We start from the raw sequence: 14,088 nt of genomic DNA, 5'->3' as shown, positions 1-14,088 counted from the left end.
CAACTTGAATCGGCGCGCAACGACTCCACGTAGACCTAGCAACTCCGGAAGCGTTGATGGCTCACGCCAGGCCTGATGGTATTTGTCCACGGCGCTGATTGACTAATTACACCACTGCCTCATACCGAGGAAATGCCATGAGCGAACATATCAAACATATTACTGACGCCTCTTTCGAAGCCGATGTGCTGAAGTCCGACAAGCCCGTGCTGGTTGATTTCTGGGCGGAATGGTGCGGTCCCTGCAAGGCCATCGCCCCGATCCTGGAAGAAGTCGCCAAGGAATACGACGGCAAGCTGCAGATCGCCAAGCTGGACGTGGACTCCAACCAGGCCATCCCGGCCAAGTTCGGCATCCGCGGCATCCCGACCCTGATCCTGTTCAAGAACGGCGCAGCCGCTGCCCAGAAGGTCGGCGCACTGGCCAAGGGCCAGCTGGTCTCGTTCATCGACAGCAACATCTGATTCTGATGTAACATCCGACGGCGGCGCGCTCGCGCTGCCGTCCGCCCGGCACACGGTGCCCGGCTTTATCCTAGATCCACACCACGCAATTCCCTCCCCCACCTTTACTTATCCCGTCCCGGGACACTCATATGCACTTATCAGAACTAAAAGCGATGCACGTCTCTGCCTTGCTGGAAATGGCCATCAGCCTGGACATCGAGAATGCTGCGCGCCTGCGCAAACAGGAGCTGATGTTTGCCATCCTGAAGAAGCGCGCAAAATCAGGAGAACAGATTTTTGGCGATGGCGCCCTCGAAGTGTTGCCTGACGGCTTCGGCTTCCTGCGCTCGCCCGACGCCAGCTACATGGCGTCCACCGACGACATCTACATCTCGCCTTCGCAGATCCGCCGTTTCAACCTGCACACCGGCGACTCCATCGAAGGTGAAGTGCGCACGCCCAAGGATGGCGAGCGCTATTTCGCCCTGGTCAAGGTCGACAAGGTCAACGGCGAACCGCCGGAAGCCTCCAAGCACCGCATCCTGTTTGAAAACCTCACGCCGCTGCACCCCAACAAGCTCTTGCAGCTTGAGCGCGACATGCGCGGCGAGGAAAACATCACCGGCCGCATCATCGACCTGATCGCCCCGGTCGGACGCGGCCAGCGCGGCCTGCTGGTGGCCTCGCCCAAGTCGGGCAAGTCGGTGATGCTGCAACACATCGCCCACGCCATCACCACCAATCATCCGGACACCGTGATGATCGTGCTGCTGATCGACGAACGTCCGGAAGAAGTGACCGAAATGCAGCGCTCGGTGCGCGGCGAAGTGGTCGCCTCGACCTTCGACGAACCGGCCACGCGTCACGTGCAGGTCGCCGAAATGGTGCTGGAAAAGGCCAAGCGCCTGGTTGAAATGAAGAAGGACGTGGTCATCCTGCTGGACTCGATCACCCGTCTGGCACGCGCCTACAACACCGTGATCCCGGCCTCCGGCAAGGTGCTGACCGGTGGTGTGGACGCCAACGCGCTGCAGCGCCCGAAGCGTTTCTTCGGTGCCGCCCGCAACGTCGAAGAAGGCGGCTCGCTGACCATCATCGCCACCGCCCTGATCGAAACCGGCTCGCGCATGGATGACGTGATCTACGAAGAATTCAAGGGTACCGGCAACATGGAAGTGCACCTCGAACGCCGCCTGGCCGAGAAGCGCGTCTACCCCGCCATCAACCTCTCCAAGTCCGGCACCCGCCGCGAAGAGCTGCTGATCAAGCCGGACCAGCTGCAAAAGATCTGGGTGCTGCGCAAGCTCATGTACGACATGGATGAAATCGAGGCGATGGAATTCATCCTCGACAAGATGAAGTCCACCAAGAACAACGCCGAGTTCTTCGACATGATGCGTCGAGGCAACTAAGTTCTTGAAAGCAACTAAGTCCTTGGCAGGTTCGGAAAACGGCATGTCCCTCAGCGGGCGTGCCGTTTTTTATTGCCCCCTGGGAAACAAGGGATGTGCATTTTCATCTGAAATACCACGCCGCGCCGGCCCGGCCGGTCAGCCGCCTTGACCCAAGCCCCTGATTCCACTGTATAATTTCGGACTTTTCCAAACCGGCAAGTGATCATCAATCGGGTCAAGAAGCAGGGCGACCGACGAAGTGGCGATTGGCTACCAAACTACTCTTGAGGCAATCATGAAAGAAGGCATCCACCCGGATTACCGCGAAGTCCTGTTCCACGACATGTCGAACGACTTCAAGTTCATCACCCGCTCCACCATCGGCACCCGCGAAACCGGCGAGTTCGAAGGCAAGCAATATCCCCTGGTGAAGATCGAAGTTTCTTCCGAATCGCACCCGTTCTACACCGGCAAGCACAAGATCGTCGACACCGCTGGCCGCGTCGAGAAGTTCCGCCAGAAGTTCGGTTCCGTCGGTTCGAAGACTGCTGTCTCGAAGGCGTAATCAGTACTTCCTCCAAAAAAGGCAGCTCCGGCTGCCTTTTTTGTTGGGCTCACCGGTGGGGCAGCATCAGGGGCTGCACCATCATGTAGCAGACAGAAACAACTATTTACCGGGTTTTCCTGCACAATAGGGCCTGCTAAAAAAACACCAGCCAAAAACACCAGCCGCCGACAACGGCGACCGCGCGGCCCAGGCCACCCCAGCCCGCGCATCACCCAACACGCAGCACAGAACAAGAGCAACAAGATCTTGATGAAGCCAGTCCGTCTTCCCGCCGCCGCGACCAATGCGCTTCCGCGCCTGGCCGTGCTTGCGCTCGCCCTCCTCTACATCCTGCCCGGCCTGATCGGCCGCGATCCATGGAAGAACGAGGATGCCACCAGCTTCGGCATCATGTGGACCATGGCCCATGGCAACCTGGCCGACTGGCTCACCCCCAACGTGGCCGGCCTGCCGCTGCCGGCGGAAAGTCCGCTGGCCTACTGGTTTGGTGCAATCTGCATCAAACTGTTCGGCTGGCTGCTGGGCGACCCGCTGGCGGCCCGCGTTTCCATCATCGGCTGCTTCCTGGTCGGCTCGCTGTCGATCTGGTACACCACCTACCTGCTGGGCCGCCGCGCCGAAGCGCAGCCGTTGAAGCTGGCCTTCGGCGGCCAGCCCGAACCCAAGGACTTCGGCCGCACGCTGGCCGATGGTGCCTTCCTGATCTATCTCGGTTTCCTCGGCCTGCTGCTGCACAGCCACGAGACCAGCCCCAAGACCCTGCAGATCGCCCTGGTGGCCTATGCCATGTTCGGCGCGGCGCGCGTGTTCGATGCCGGCAAGCTGCGCCATGGCATCTGGCTGGGACTGGCGCTGGGCATGCTGGTGCTGACCTATGGCTGGCTGCTGCCGGTCGGCGTGATGATCGCGCTGGTCCTGCTGGCCGCCCTGCGCAAGGATGGCCGCGCCCTCGGCCTGCTGCTGTTGCTGGCACTGCCGATGGCGCTGTTGATCAGCGCCGCCTGGGTAGCCGCGCTGCACCGCCTGATCCCGGCTGAAGCGGCCAGCCAGTTCGAGCTGTGGATGAGCTGGAACATCTACCAGCTCAACCGCCCGACGCTGGCCACCCTGGCCTTCCTCGGCAAGTATGGCGTGTGGTTCGCCTGGCCCGCCTGGCCCTTCGCAGGCTGGGCACTGTACGCCTGGCGCCGCCAGCTGGGCTCGCTGCACATCGCCTTGCCGCTGGCCTTCCTGATCCCCATCACGCTGCTGATCCTGGTCAACGTGCATCGCGAAGAAGGCATGCTGCTGCCGCTGCTGCCGGCGCTGGCGATCCTGGCCGCGTTCGGCCTGCCGACCATGAAGCGCGGAGCGATCAATGCGGTGGACTGGTTCTCGGTGATGACGCTGACCACCTCGGCGGCCTTCATCTGGATCGGCTGGATCGCCAAGGAAACCGGCTGGCCGGCCCAGATCGCGCGCAATGCCTACAAGCTTGCGCCGGGCTTCAAGCCCGGCTTCGAATGGATCTCGCTGGCCATCGCCGTGGCCGCCACCGTGGCCTGGATCGTGGTGGTGCACTGGCGCATCTCGCGCCGTCCCTCTGTGCTGTGGCGGGCCGTGGTGCTGTCGTCGGGCGGCGTGATCCTGTGCTGGGTGCTGCTGATGACGCTGTGGCTGCCCTGGGTCAACTACGGCAAGAGCTATGCCGGCGTGGCCGAACAGATCGAATCGAAACTGACCTCGGTCAAGCAGTGCGTGCAGAGCAATGTGGGACCGGCGCAGCGCGCCTCCTTCGCCTATTTCGGCAACGTGCGCTTTGCCGACGAGCGCGACCAGAGCTGCGACTACCTGCTGCTGCAGGATGACGTCAGCAATCAGGATGCCTCCATCATGCTGCGCCAGTATCCCGGCAACTGGCGCATGGTCTGGGAAGGCCGCCGCCCCTCCGACCGCGACGAACGCTTCCGCCTGTACCGCCGTGCCGGTCGCTGATGCAAGGTTGGCTGCCGCGTGACGACTGAACTGCCCGCCCTCTCCTCCCGCCATCACGTCGGCCGCATCACGCGGCTGGCGTGGCCGCTGCTGATCGGGCAGCTGGCCATCATCGCCAATGGCGTCATCGATACCGCCATGGTCTCGCGCTTCTCGGCGCTGGACCTGGGTGCGCTGGCGCTGGGCGTGTCGATCTACGTGAGCGTGTTCGTCGGCCTCTCGGGTGTGCTGCAGGCACTGCAGCCGACCATCGGCCAGCTGTACGGTGCAGGCCGCGTGGGCGAGATCGGCAACGAGGTCAAGCAAGGCATGTGGCTGGCAGTGCTGCTGTCCATCGTGGGCTCGCTGATCCTGATGTTTTCGCCGCTGTTCCTGGCCGTGGCCAAGGCCTCGCCGGAACTGGTGGAGAAGGCCACGCTGTACCTGCGCATCGAAGCGCTGGCGCTGCCGGCCACGCTGTTCTTCCGCGTCTATTCCTCGCTCAACACCGCCCTGGCACGGCCCAAGATGGTGATGGCGCTGCAGCTGGGCGGCCTGCTGCTGAAGCTGCCGCTGAACGCCCTGCTCATCTTCGGCGGGCTCGGCCTGCCGGCCTTCGGCGGCCCCGGCTGCGCCATTGCCACCACGCTGATCGCCTGGCTGATGATGATCGCCGCCTGGCTGCTGGTGGCGCGCCTGCCGCTGTATCGTCCGCTCAAGTTGTTCGGCAGCGGCTTCGTCGCGCCTTCGTGGAAGAGCCAGCGCACGCTGCTGCTGCTGGGTATTCCGATCGGCATGTCCTACTTCATCGAAGTGACCGCCTTCACGCTGATGGCCGTGTTCATCGCGCGCCTCGGCGCGGTCCCGGTGGCAGGCCACCAGATCGCGGCCAACGTCGGCACGGTGCTGTACATGCTGCCGCTGTCCATTGCCAGCGCCACCAGCACCCTGGTCGCGCAAGCCATCGGCGGCGGCAACATGGCGGAGGCCAGGAAGATCGGCCGCGCCGGCATCCGCCTGGCGGTCTCGCTGTCGGTAGTGATCGGGGTGATCGTCTGGTTCCTGCGCGAACACATCATTCGCGCCTACACGCCCGATCCGGTGATCGTCGGTGCGGCGCTGCCGCTGTTCCTCTACATCGCCTTCTACCAGCTGTTCGATTCCATGCAGGTGACCACGGCCTTCGTGCTGCGCGCCTACAAGGTGGCGGTGGTGCCCACCGTCATCTACGCGGTCACGCTGTGGGGAGTGGGATTGGGCGGTGGCTATCTGCTGGGACTCGACCCGCTGGGCGTGGCACCGCCGGCGCTGCGCGGCCCGTCCGGGTTCTGGCTGGCCAACAGCCTGAGTCTGGGCCTGGTGGCCCTCGGCCTGCTGGCCTATCTGCGCGTGATCCAGCGCCGCGCGCAGCGCGGCGAACTCAGCGTTTGATCACGCCGCCGGCGGCAAACAGATCGTCATTGCTGGCGTCGACCAGACCGGGCACGCTGACCGCGTCGTCCGGCCGCCCCAGCAGGAAGCCCTGCACCTGATCACAATGCAGCAGCTGCAGTTCGCGCAGCTGCCCTTCGGTCTCCACGCCTTCGGCCACCACTTCCATCTGAAGGGCATGTGCCAACGCAATGATGGCGGCCACGATGGCGCGTCCGGAGTGATCGTCCAGATCCAGGCGCGAGGTGAAGAAACGGTCGATCTTGACCTGGCGGCAGTGGAACTGCGCCAGGTAGGCCAGGCTGGAATAGCCGGTGCCAAAGTCGTCGATGGCGATGTCGAAACCCAGCGACTGCAGTTCGCGCACCACGCGCGTGGTGCGTTCCACATCCTTCATGGCGGCGGTCTCGGTGATCTCGAACATGAGCCGCTGCGGCGCGATGCCGGACGCACTGACCACCTTGATGATGCGCTCCACCAGATCGCTGCGCATCTGCAGCGGCGACAGGTTCAGCGCCACCTTGACCGGCTTCACGCCGGCCGCATCCCAGCACACGATCTGCCGGCACACCGCGTGCAATACCCAGTCGCCGATGCAGAGGATTTGCCCCGAGCGCTCGGCAATGGGAATGAACTCGGACGGAGCCATCTCGCCCAGCTCCGGATGATGCCAGCGCAGCAGTGCTTCCAGCCCGGTCAGTTCCTTGCCGGCACCGCGATACTTGGGCTGGAAGTGCAGGCGGAACTGCTGCTGGTCAATTGCCTGCTGCAGCGCCTGCCGCACCTGCAGATGACGCATGGCGCTGGCATGCATGGCCGGCTCGAAGAAGCGATAGGTATTGCGTCCGCTCTGCTTGGCTTCGTACATGGCGGCATCGGCATTCTTCATCAGGGCATCGACCGACTCGCCGCTGTTGGGATAGACCGCGATGCCGATGCTGGAGGTCACGCGCAAGGTCGCATCCTCGATCTGGAAATCCAGGCGCAGTTCGGCCAGGATGTTCTCCGACAATTGCTCCACCACCTCGGGCGTGGACAGATTGCTCATCACCACCACGAACTCGTCGCCACCGATGCGCGCCACCATGTCCTCGCCACGGATGCAGGCGCGGATGCGCTGCGCCACCGCCACCAGCAAGCCATCGCCGACGGCGTGGCCGAGCGAATCATTGATGGCCTTGAAGCCATCGAGATCCATGAACAGCACCGCGAACGGTTTGCCGTTGCGACGCGCCACTTCCACCGCATGCTGGATGCGGTCCGCCAGCAAGGCGCGATTGGGCAGGCCGGTGAGCACATCATGGGTGGCGAAGTGCAGCAGCTTGTCATTGGTGCGGCCAACGATCTTCTTCAAGACCTGATTGCGCTGCACGCCGCTGACCACCAGCGCCATGGCCATCGCCAGAAAGGCCAGGAACACCAGGCCATTGACCAGGTGTTCGCGCGTGATGCCTTCCCCGGCCAGGCTTTGCGCCTGCGGGTCGATCAGCAGTGCGCGCAGTCCGGCGGCCGCCGATGACACCAGCCCGGCCCCTACCAGCAGCGCCGCCAGCACGCGCCGCGCCTGCTGGGAATTGAGCGAACCGGTCATGGGCTTGCGTCCGTTGCTGGCGGAAAACAGCGTGACGATGAAGACCGCCACCACTTCCGACACCACCAGGGCCACGATCAGCAAGGGCGTGTGATACACCAGCGGCGGCACCAGCGTCATCGACTTGAGCGCGATATGGAAGGCGGCATTGAAGGCGGCACCGATGGCCAGCCCGCCAATGACCAGCCGGGCCGGTTGCGGACGCCGCATGCCCGTCAGATGCATCAGGTAGAAAGCGCTGGACAGGCACAGCAGCAGGGTGAGCACCACCATGCGCGCATCGAAGGCGATCGGCATGGGCGCGTCCAGCGACGCCACCGTCAGCAGCATCGCGCCCCACACGCCGAGACCGAATACCACCGCGCCGATGGCCAGCCACAAGCGCCGGTGCTGGGACTCCTGCAGCACGATGCGCTCGGAGACCTCCAGCGCCGCGTAGGCCGAGAGGCTGGCGACCAGCAAGGCGAAGGCCAACAGCAGGAAATGAAAGGAAGCTGACATTGTCGAACCTGGGCTCGGGTGCGCACCTTCCATGCGGGCTATCGCTGGGAGCCCGCAGGACAGGACGCCTGCTCGCTATCGCGGCCGTTCCGTCCTGGCGACGAGCGCGCTGGCAACATGGCGCAGCGGGCCGCAGGACGTCAGTCGATCGCCGTTGCCGGGCAACGGGTCGCCGCGTTCCATCCTGGAAAGCACCTGCGCACCTCGTGCGCGGCAGGAAACCATGCCGCTGCCACGACGCGCGCCGACGTCATTCCGGGAACCTCAAAAAGTTACGTAACCAAAACGTACCACAGGGATGCTGCTGACTTCTTTGATTTATTCGATTCGTTGCAACCAGCGTGCTGCTTGTGTGACTCCCCGGCAAGACGCCGGACGGTGTCGCCCCCCAAAAGCTCGGGCCGGATTATCTAACAAAAAATCCATCCCGCGGAATGGGAAAGATATCGGCTATTCATTCACCGGATGCCCGGTGCGCTTTTCGATCTCCCGCTATTCTAGCGCGCTTCGGCCGCAAGATGCCGCGTCGCATCAGATCTGGAACACCGTGTCTCGCTCCTTGCGGCGTGTCTCGCGGCGGACACAAACCTTAAAAAATTGCGCCCTGCCGATGCACAGGCAGGAGAGTTGGACCGACAATGCCTGCAACACAAGACCGGCATCGTCCCTCCTGCGTCAAGCATGCGATGCACCAGGCCAGTCCCTGCCATGCGCTCCGCGCGACGTACTTGCAGTGGCCTGATGACCTGACATCTGTGCACGGTGAGCCGTGCCAAATGCGGCTGCACGCTGCACCAAAGTACGCTCTGGAGACTTGCACATGGACACTTTCCCATCAGCCGGAAATGCTTGCCGGAACTGCTTCGGCGCGCTCCTGCGCGGGCCGTTGCAGGAACGATGGCGCACTCTTTCGGACCAGTGAGTATAAATCACGTTTGCGGCGTAACTCACCTCGGAAGCAAACGTACCCCGGAAAGCGCTACCTCAAAGTACCTTCGAAATCATGGAAACCGCCAATCAAAAATTCGCAAAGCGCCTGCGCGCAGCGATGGAAAAAGCAGGATACGAACCCAAGCCCGCCGTTCTGGAACGGGAATTCAATCTACGTTACTGGGGCAAGCCGATGACGCTGCACGGCGTACGCCGCTGGCTGCTGGGCGAGTCGATGCCCAAGCAAGACAAGCTGGAAACGCTGGCCGAATGGCTGATCGTGACGCCACAGCATCTGCGCTTCGGTGAAGAGATCAGCAAGCGCATCGACAAGCGCCGCGCGCGCTGGGAAGAAGCCATCGGCTACCGCGAGCGCGAAGCCTTCGAAGCCTTCATCAATCTGCCTGCGCCCCAGCGCAAGATCGTCAAGGAAGTGATCTTCGCCTTCTCGCAAGTCGCCATCCAGGCGTCAGAAAAAGCCGCTGCACCGACCAAGACCGCCACCACCCGCCGCCGCACCCGCACCTGAAGACGCGCTCCCGCAGCGTTCGCTGCGTGCTCCTCTCGTGTCGTTTCCCGAGATTTCTCCCCCTCCCGAATCACGATCCCGCTCCCCCCTGGGATCTTGCTTCCTTCCTTTCTTGTTCTTGGTCCGCCCGCGTGCGATCCGCCACCGGCGTGTGCTGATACGCGCGTCCCGCCTATCAATCTGTCAGCTTCCCGCGTGACGGGAGTGGCTGTGGCGAATCACCCACGCAGCAGTGCCTCAATTTCCCACGCGTGCCGCCACGTCGACGCAGTGATCGACCTGCTCGGCGATGGCTTGCGGTACCGGGCGCTGCCCCGCCAATACCTCGTTGATCCAGGCGGCAGTGGCGGCGGCGTCCTGGCCTTCGGGCAGGTCGGGCAATTCCTCCGCCACGCTCTGCTTTTCCACCAGCACGGTGCGGGTGCCGCGGCTGAACCAGTCGATGCGCTGGGCGCGCCGCGCATTGGCCACGGTCTCCCCTTCGGTGCCGCGCATGAGGAAGGCGTCGCCGCGATCATGCGGGGCGGCGTGACTGAAGTAGTCGGTCAGCATCTCCAGATATTCCGGATGGGTATACGACGTCAGACGCAAGGCGGGCTGCGCAAACGGTTGCATGATCTTGACCAGCGTATGCGTGGAGTTGCGCACGCCGAGGATGCGGCGCAGATCGAGCAGGCGCGACACGGCCGGGGCCAGCGCAGCAATCGGGATGAAGGCCGGCAGGCCGGCGGCCATGCGCGCTTCGGCCTCGGCGGCGGAGGCCGCATGCGGCACCCCCAGCGCAGTGAAAATCTCGGCGCTGGTCACGCGCTGCGGATCGTGGGTGACGCCGTGCATCAGCACGGGGACTCCGCGCCGCACCAGCAACAGGCAGAGCAGCGGCGTCAGGTTGGCCATCTTGCGCGAGCCGTTGTAGCTGGGCAGCACCACCGGCGCATAGGGACCGGCCGGCGCATGCAGGGGCGTGAAGGAGGCCTCGGCGGCCGCCAGGAAACCGGCGATTTCCTCGACCGACTCGCCCTTGATGCGCATGGACAGCAGGATGCCGCCAAGTTCGAGATCACTCACGCGGCCATCGAGCATGGCGGCATACATCAGTTGCGCATCCTCGCGCGAAAGACTGCGGGCACCGTCCTTGCCGCGTCCGATTTCCTTGATGAAACGGGCGGCTGCGAACGGGGCCGGTGACGGGGCAGCGGCACTGGCGACAGGCTCGACGGCCGCAGCCGGAGCAGGAATGTGGGCATCGTTTTGCATGGCCGAAGGGTACACCAAAACCGCCGCCTGCCGCAGCCGGGGCGCTTGCCCGGTGGCTTTCCATTACAATAGCGCCTTTGCCGCACGGCCCCTCCGGGCTTTTTGGCGGCAGCTTCATTGAGTCCATCCCCATGTTAGTTCTCGGCGTCGAATCTTCCTGTGACGAAACCGGCCTTGCTCTGTACGACACCGAGCGCGGCCTGCTGGCGCATGCCCTGCATTCGCAGATTGCCATGCACCAGGAATATGGCGGCGTAGTCCCCGAGCTGGCCTCGCGCGACCACATCCGCCGCGCCATTCCCCTGCTGCAGCAAACCCTGGCCGATGCGCAGGTGCAAGCCGCCGACATCGACGCCATCGCCTACACGCAAGGACCGGGACTGGCCGGGGCGCTGCTGGTGGGCGCATCGGTGGCCTGCGGGCTGGGACTGGCGCTGGACAAGCCGGTACTGGGCATCCACCACCTGGAAGGCCACCTGCTTTCGCCGCTGCTGGCGAGCAAGCCGCCGCGCTTTCCCTTCATCGCGCTGCTGGTCTCGGGCGGGCATACGCAACTGATGCGGGTCGATGGCGTGGGCCGCTATGAACTGCTGGGCGAGACACTGGATGATGCCGCCGGGGAAGCCTTCGACAAGTCGGCCAAATTGCTGGGACTGGGATATCCGGGCGGACCGGCGATCTCGCGCCTGGCCGAGTTCGGCGATCCCAGCGCATACCAGTTGCCGCGTCCGATGCTGCATTCCAAGAATCTGGATTTCAGTTTCTCGGGCTTGAAGACGGCGGTGCTGACCGTGGTCAAGCAGCACAGCGCCAACATCTGCGAACAGGACAAGGCCAACATCGCGCGCGGCTTCGTCGATGCCATCGTGGACGTACTGGTGGCCAAGTGCATGACGGCCCTGAAACAGACCAACCTGAAGCGTCTGGTCATCGCCGGCGGCGTCGGTGCCAATGCGCAACTGCGCGCGGCCCTCAATGCGGCGGCGGCCAAGCGGCGTTATGAAGTGTTCTACCCGGAGCTGCAATTCTGCACCGACAACGGCGCCATGATCGCCTTCGCCGGTGCCATGCGCCTGCGCGAGGAGCCGGGTGCGGCGCGCAAGGAATACGGTTTTGGCGTGCGTCCGCGCTGGCCGCTGGATGAGTTGCGGCCGCCGCAGCGACAGGAAGACACCACCATCGCCTGAATCGCGTAAATCATTTAAACAATATAAATAAAAAGGGCCGCAATGCAAATTGCGGCCCTTCTTTTCATCCCGATCGGCAGTCTTACTTGGCCGCCTTCTTCTTGTCACCAATGCGGCTTTCCTTGCCCGCCAGCAGATTGCCGATGTTCTTGCGATGGCGATAGATCAGCAGTGCCGCCATGGCGACCACGGCCAGCAGGATGCCATCGGTAGTGCCGAACAGCAGGCCGTAATAGAACGGTGCAAACAGCGCTGCCACCAGCGCTGCCAGCGAGGAATAACGGAAAGCGAAGGCCACCACCAGCCAGGTCGCCAGCGTGGCCAGACCGAGCCACGGGTTCAGCGCCAGCAGGATGCCCAGTGCAGTAGCCACGCCCTTGCCGCCGACGAAGCGGAAGAACACCGGCCACAGGTGACCGAGGAAGACAGCCAGCGTCACCAGCGCGATGCCGGTATCGTCCACGCCATAGTGCGGACCGAATTTCTGCGCCAGCCACACCGCCAGCCAGCCCTTGAAACCGTCGCCCAGCAAGGTGAGCACAGCCGCCTTCTTGTTACCGCTGCGCAGGACATTGGTCGCGCCCGGATTCTTGGAGCCGTAGGTGCGCGGATCGGACAGGCCGAACAGCTTGGACACCAGCACCGCAAAGGACAGTGAACCGATCAGGTAGGCCGCGATGGCAAAGAGGATGTTGTACATGAGGTGGGGGCTTTCTGCTTTTGCTTTCTGTTGTCTCTGTTATCGGGGAGCGGCGTCAGCGCGCGTCAAGTGTCGTCAAGTTTGAGCGTGACGGTTCACGCTGCATCGGCCAGTGCACACTGCACCGCCTTGGCCGGCAACACTTTCAGGATCACCGCCGGATCGATACCGATCAGGAAACCGCGCCGGCCGCCGTTGATGTAAATCTTGTCCAGCTCCAGGATGGTCGACTCCACATAGACCGGCATGGTCTTGCGCGTCCCAAAGGGCGAAGTACCGCCGATCAGGAAACCTGAATGACGATTGGCCACCTCCGGCTTGCACGGCTCGACCGACTTGCAGCCTATCTGACGCGCCAGATTCTTGGTGGAGACCTTGCAGTCGCCATGCATGAGTACCAGCAGCGGCTTGGCGGCCTCGTCCTGCATCACCAGGGTCTTGATGACCGCATGCTCATCCACACCGAGTTCGCGCGAGGACACCGAGGTGCCGCCGTGCTCCTCGTAGGCGTAGGGATGCTCGGTGAACGCCACGCCCTGCTTGCGCAGGAATTGCGTGGCGGGAGTTTCGGAGATGTGTTCTTTCTTGGCGCTCATCGGTCTCTTCCTGACGGCACACTGACCGGCCGCACAGGCCGGCCGGGCCGTCATGGGCGCACATTATGCCGCAAGATCAGCCGCGGGGGTGATGTGCGGCATGCAGTTGCTTGAGGCGTTCGCGTGCGACGTGGGTATAGATCTGGGTGGTGGAAATGTCGGCATGCCCCAGCAGCAGCTGCACCACGCGCAGGTCGGCCCCATGGTTGAGCAGGTGCGTGGCAAAGGCATGGCGCAGCGTGTGCGGCGACAGGCGCACCGTAATACCGGCCTGCAGTGCGTATTTCTTGATGAGGGTCCAGAACATCTGGCGCGTCATCGGTCCGCCACGCGCGGTCACGAAGAGTGCATCATCGATCTGTCCCTGCAGGATCTGGCTGCGTGCCTCGGCCAGATAGCGCGCCATCCACCCACCGGCTTCCTCGCCGAACGGCACCAGGCGCGTCTTGCTGCCCTTGCCGGTCACACGCAGCACGCCTTCATTCATGCCGACCTCGATGCTCTTCAAGGTCACCAGTTCCGAGACCCGCAAGCCGCTGGCGTACATCAGCTCGATCATAGCGCGATCACGCAGGCCCAGCGGCGTGGACACATCGGGCGCGGCGAGCAGCGCTTCCACCTGCCCTTCCGACATGGTCTTGGGCAGACGCTGCGGCTGGCGCGCCGAGCGCAGCTTCAGGCAGGGATCGGCGGTGACGTGATGTTGGCGCAGTGCCAGCTGGAAGAAGCGCTTCAACACCGCCAGGCGGCGATTGGAGGAACTGGGCTTGGTCTCATCGTGGCGCGCCGCGAAATAGGCGTTGAGATCTTCGGCCTGCGTATCGTAAAGGGCCTTGGCGCGCTCCTGATACAGCCAGTGGGCGTACAGGGTCATGTCGCGCCGGTAGGCGTCCAGCGTATTTTTGGACAGGCCATCTTCCAGCCACAGGCTGTCACAGAATTCGTCGATGGCCTCGCGGCTCACGGACGGGGCTTCGATCTTTGGTGTGGTGCGTCCCATGCGTC

Annotated in this window: 12 protein-coding genes; 7 read left to right on the top strand and 5 right to left on the bottom strand. The window is 63.6% G+C overall.

Features of this window, described 5'->3' with window-relative positions; genetic code table 11:
- The first annotated feature begins 137 nt into the window (after positions 1-137).
- From trxA to E2K99_RS04150, 5 genes are all read left to right on the top strand, one after another.
- Positions 138-464, top strand: a complete 327-nt coding sequence (trxA, locus tag E2K99_RS04170) for a thioredoxin TrxA (RefSeq protein ID WP_006462943.1) — start codon at positions 138-140, stop codon at positions 462-464.
- A 131-nt stretch (positions 465-595) separates the two neighbouring features.
- Positions 596-1,858 carry a transcription termination factor Rho gene (rho, locus tag E2K99_RS04165; protein WP_008325783.1) on the top strand — a complete coding sequence of 421 codons (1,263 nt, stop codon included), beginning with the start codon at positions 596-598 and terminating at the stop codon, positions 1,856-1,858.
- 277 nt (positions 1,859-2,135) lie between these two features.
- Positions 2,136-2,405 carry a type B 50S ribosomal protein L31 gene (locus E2K99_RS04160; protein WP_034331092.1) on the top strand — a complete coding sequence of 90 codons (270 nt, stop codon included), beginning with the start codon at positions 2,136-2,138 and terminating at the stop codon, positions 2,403-2,405.
- 252 nt (positions 2,406-2,657) lie between these two features.
- Positions 2,658-4,382, top strand: a complete 1,725-nt coding sequence (locus E2K99_RS04155) for an ArnT family glycosyltransferase (protein WP_134221433.1) — start codon at positions 2,658-2,660, stop codon at positions 4,380-4,382.
- 18 nt (positions 4,383-4,400) lie between these two features.
- The gene (locus E2K99_RS04150) at positions 4,401-5,792 is read left to right on the top strand and encodes an MATE family efflux transporter (RefSeq protein WP_134221432.1); all 1,392 of its coding nucleotides are present in this window, start codon (positions 4,401-4,403) and stop codon (positions 5,790-5,792) included.
- Here E2K99_RS04150 and E2K99_RS04145 read toward each other — a convergent pair.
- Complete coding sequence (locus tag E2K99_RS04145; RefSeq protein ID WP_121044768.1) at positions 5,782-7,884, bottom strand: putative bifunctional diguanylate cyclase/phosphodiesterase; 2,103 nt, start codon at positions 7,882-7,884, stop codon at positions 5,782-5,784. The two genes, E2K99_RS04150 and E2K99_RS04145, sit on opposite strands and share 11 nt — an antisense overlap.
- A gap of 1,003 nt (positions 7,885-8,887) precedes the next feature.
- Between E2K99_RS04145 and E2K99_RS04140 the strand changes: the two genes are divergently transcribed.
- Positions 8,888-9,343: a hypothetical protein gene (locus E2K99_RS04140; protein ID WP_034334286.1), complete on the top strand. Its 456-nt coding sequence runs from the start codon at positions 8,888-8,890 to the stop codon at positions 9,341-9,343.
- Positions 9,344-9,580: 237 nt separating this feature from the next.
- Here the strand turns inward: E2K99_RS04140 and ybiB are convergent, their stop codons facing one another.
- A complete protein-coding gene (gene ybiB, locus E2K99_RS04135; RefSeq protein ID WP_134221431.1) occupies positions 9,581-10,600 on the bottom strand; it encodes a DNA-binding protein YbiB in 1,020 nt (339 codons plus the stop codon).
- A gap of 131 nt (positions 10,601-10,731) precedes the next feature.
- Between ybiB and tsaD the strand changes: the two genes are divergently transcribed.
- On the top strand, positions 10,732-11,787 hold the full coding sequence (gene tsaD / locus E2K99_RS04130; RefSeq protein ID WP_134221430.1) for a tRNA (adenosine(37)-N6)-threonylcarbamoyltransferase complex transferase subunit TsaD: 1,056 nt from the start codon (positions 10,732-10,734) through the stop codon (positions 11,785-11,787).
- 82 nt (positions 11,788-11,869) lie between these two features.
- Here the strand turns inward: tsaD and plsY are convergent, their stop codons facing one another.
- From plsY to xerD, 3 genes are all read right to left on the bottom strand, one after another.
- Positions 11,870-12,487: a glycerol-3-phosphate 1-O-acyltransferase PlsY gene (gene plsY / locus E2K99_RS04125; RefSeq protein WP_039790087.1), complete on the bottom strand. Its 618-nt coding sequence runs from the start codon at positions 12,485-12,487 to the stop codon at positions 11,870-11,872.
- A gap of 95 nt (positions 12,488-12,582) precedes the next feature.
- The gene (locus tag E2K99_RS04120; RefSeq protein WP_039790088.1) at positions 12,583-13,083 is read right to left on the bottom strand and encodes an aminoacyl-tRNA deacylase; all 501 of its coding nucleotides are present in this window, start codon (positions 13,081-13,083) and stop codon (positions 12,583-12,585) included.
- A gap of 76 nt (positions 13,084-13,159) precedes the next feature.
- Positions 13,160-14,083, bottom strand: a complete 924-nt coding sequence (gene xerD, locus E2K99_RS04115; protein WP_134221429.1) for a site-specific tyrosine recombinase XerD — start codon at positions 14,081-14,083, stop codon at positions 13,160-13,162.
- Between the last annotated feature and the right edge of the window lie 5 nt (positions 14,084-14,088).

This window comes from Herbaspirillum huttiense (assembly GCF_004367745.1).
GTDB lineage: Bacteria > Pseudomonadota > Gammaproteobacteria > Burkholderiales > Burkholderiaceae_D > Herbaspirillum > Herbaspirillum huttiense.
Note: the sequence above shows the minus strand (reverse complement) of the source record. Positions and strands in the feature narration are given on the sequence as shown.

Bases quoted from the DNA above. Each gene is read 5' to 3' on its own strand.
- trxA (WP_006462943.1), top strand. From the start codon at position 138: ATGAGCGAACATATCAAACATATTACTGACGCCTCTTTCGAAGCCGAT.
- rho (WP_008325783.1), top strand. From the start codon at position 596: ATGCACTTATCAGAACTAAAAGCGATGCACGTCTCTGCCTTGCTGGAA.
- E2K99_RS04160 (WP_034331092.1), top strand. From the start codon at position 2,136: ATGAAAGAAGGCATCCACCCGGATTACCGCGAAGTCCTGTTCCACGAC.
- E2K99_RS04155 (WP_134221433.1), top strand. From the start codon at position 2,658: ATGAAGCCAGTCCGTCTTCCCGCCGCCGCGACCAATGCGCTTCCGCGC.
- E2K99_RS04145 (WP_121044768.1), bottom strand. From the start codon at position 7,884: ATGTCAGCTTCCTTTCATTTCCTGCTGTTGGCCTTCGCCTTGCTGGTC.
- E2K99_RS04140 (WP_034334286.1), top strand. From the start codon at position 8,888: ATGGAAACCGCCAATCAAAAATTCGCAAAGCGCCTGCGCGCAGCGATG.
- ybiB (WP_134221431.1), bottom strand. From the start codon at position 10,600: ATGCAAAACGATGCCCACATTCCTGCTCCGGCTGCGGCCGTCGAGCCT.
- tsaD (WP_134221430.1), top strand. From the start codon at position 10,732: ATGTTAGTTCTCGGCGTCGAATCTTCCTGTGACGAAACCGGCCTTGCT.
- plsY (WP_039790087.1), bottom strand. From the start codon at position 12,487: ATGTACAACATCCTCTTTGCCATCGCGGCCTACCTGATCGGTTCACTG.
- E2K99_RS04120 (WP_039790088.1), bottom strand. From the start codon at position 13,083: ATGAGCGCCAAGAAAGAACACATCTCCGAAACTCCCGCCACGCAATTC.
- xerD (WP_134221429.1), bottom strand. From the start codon at position 14,083: ATGGGACGCACCACACCAAAGATCGAAGCCCCGTCCGTGAGCCGCGAG.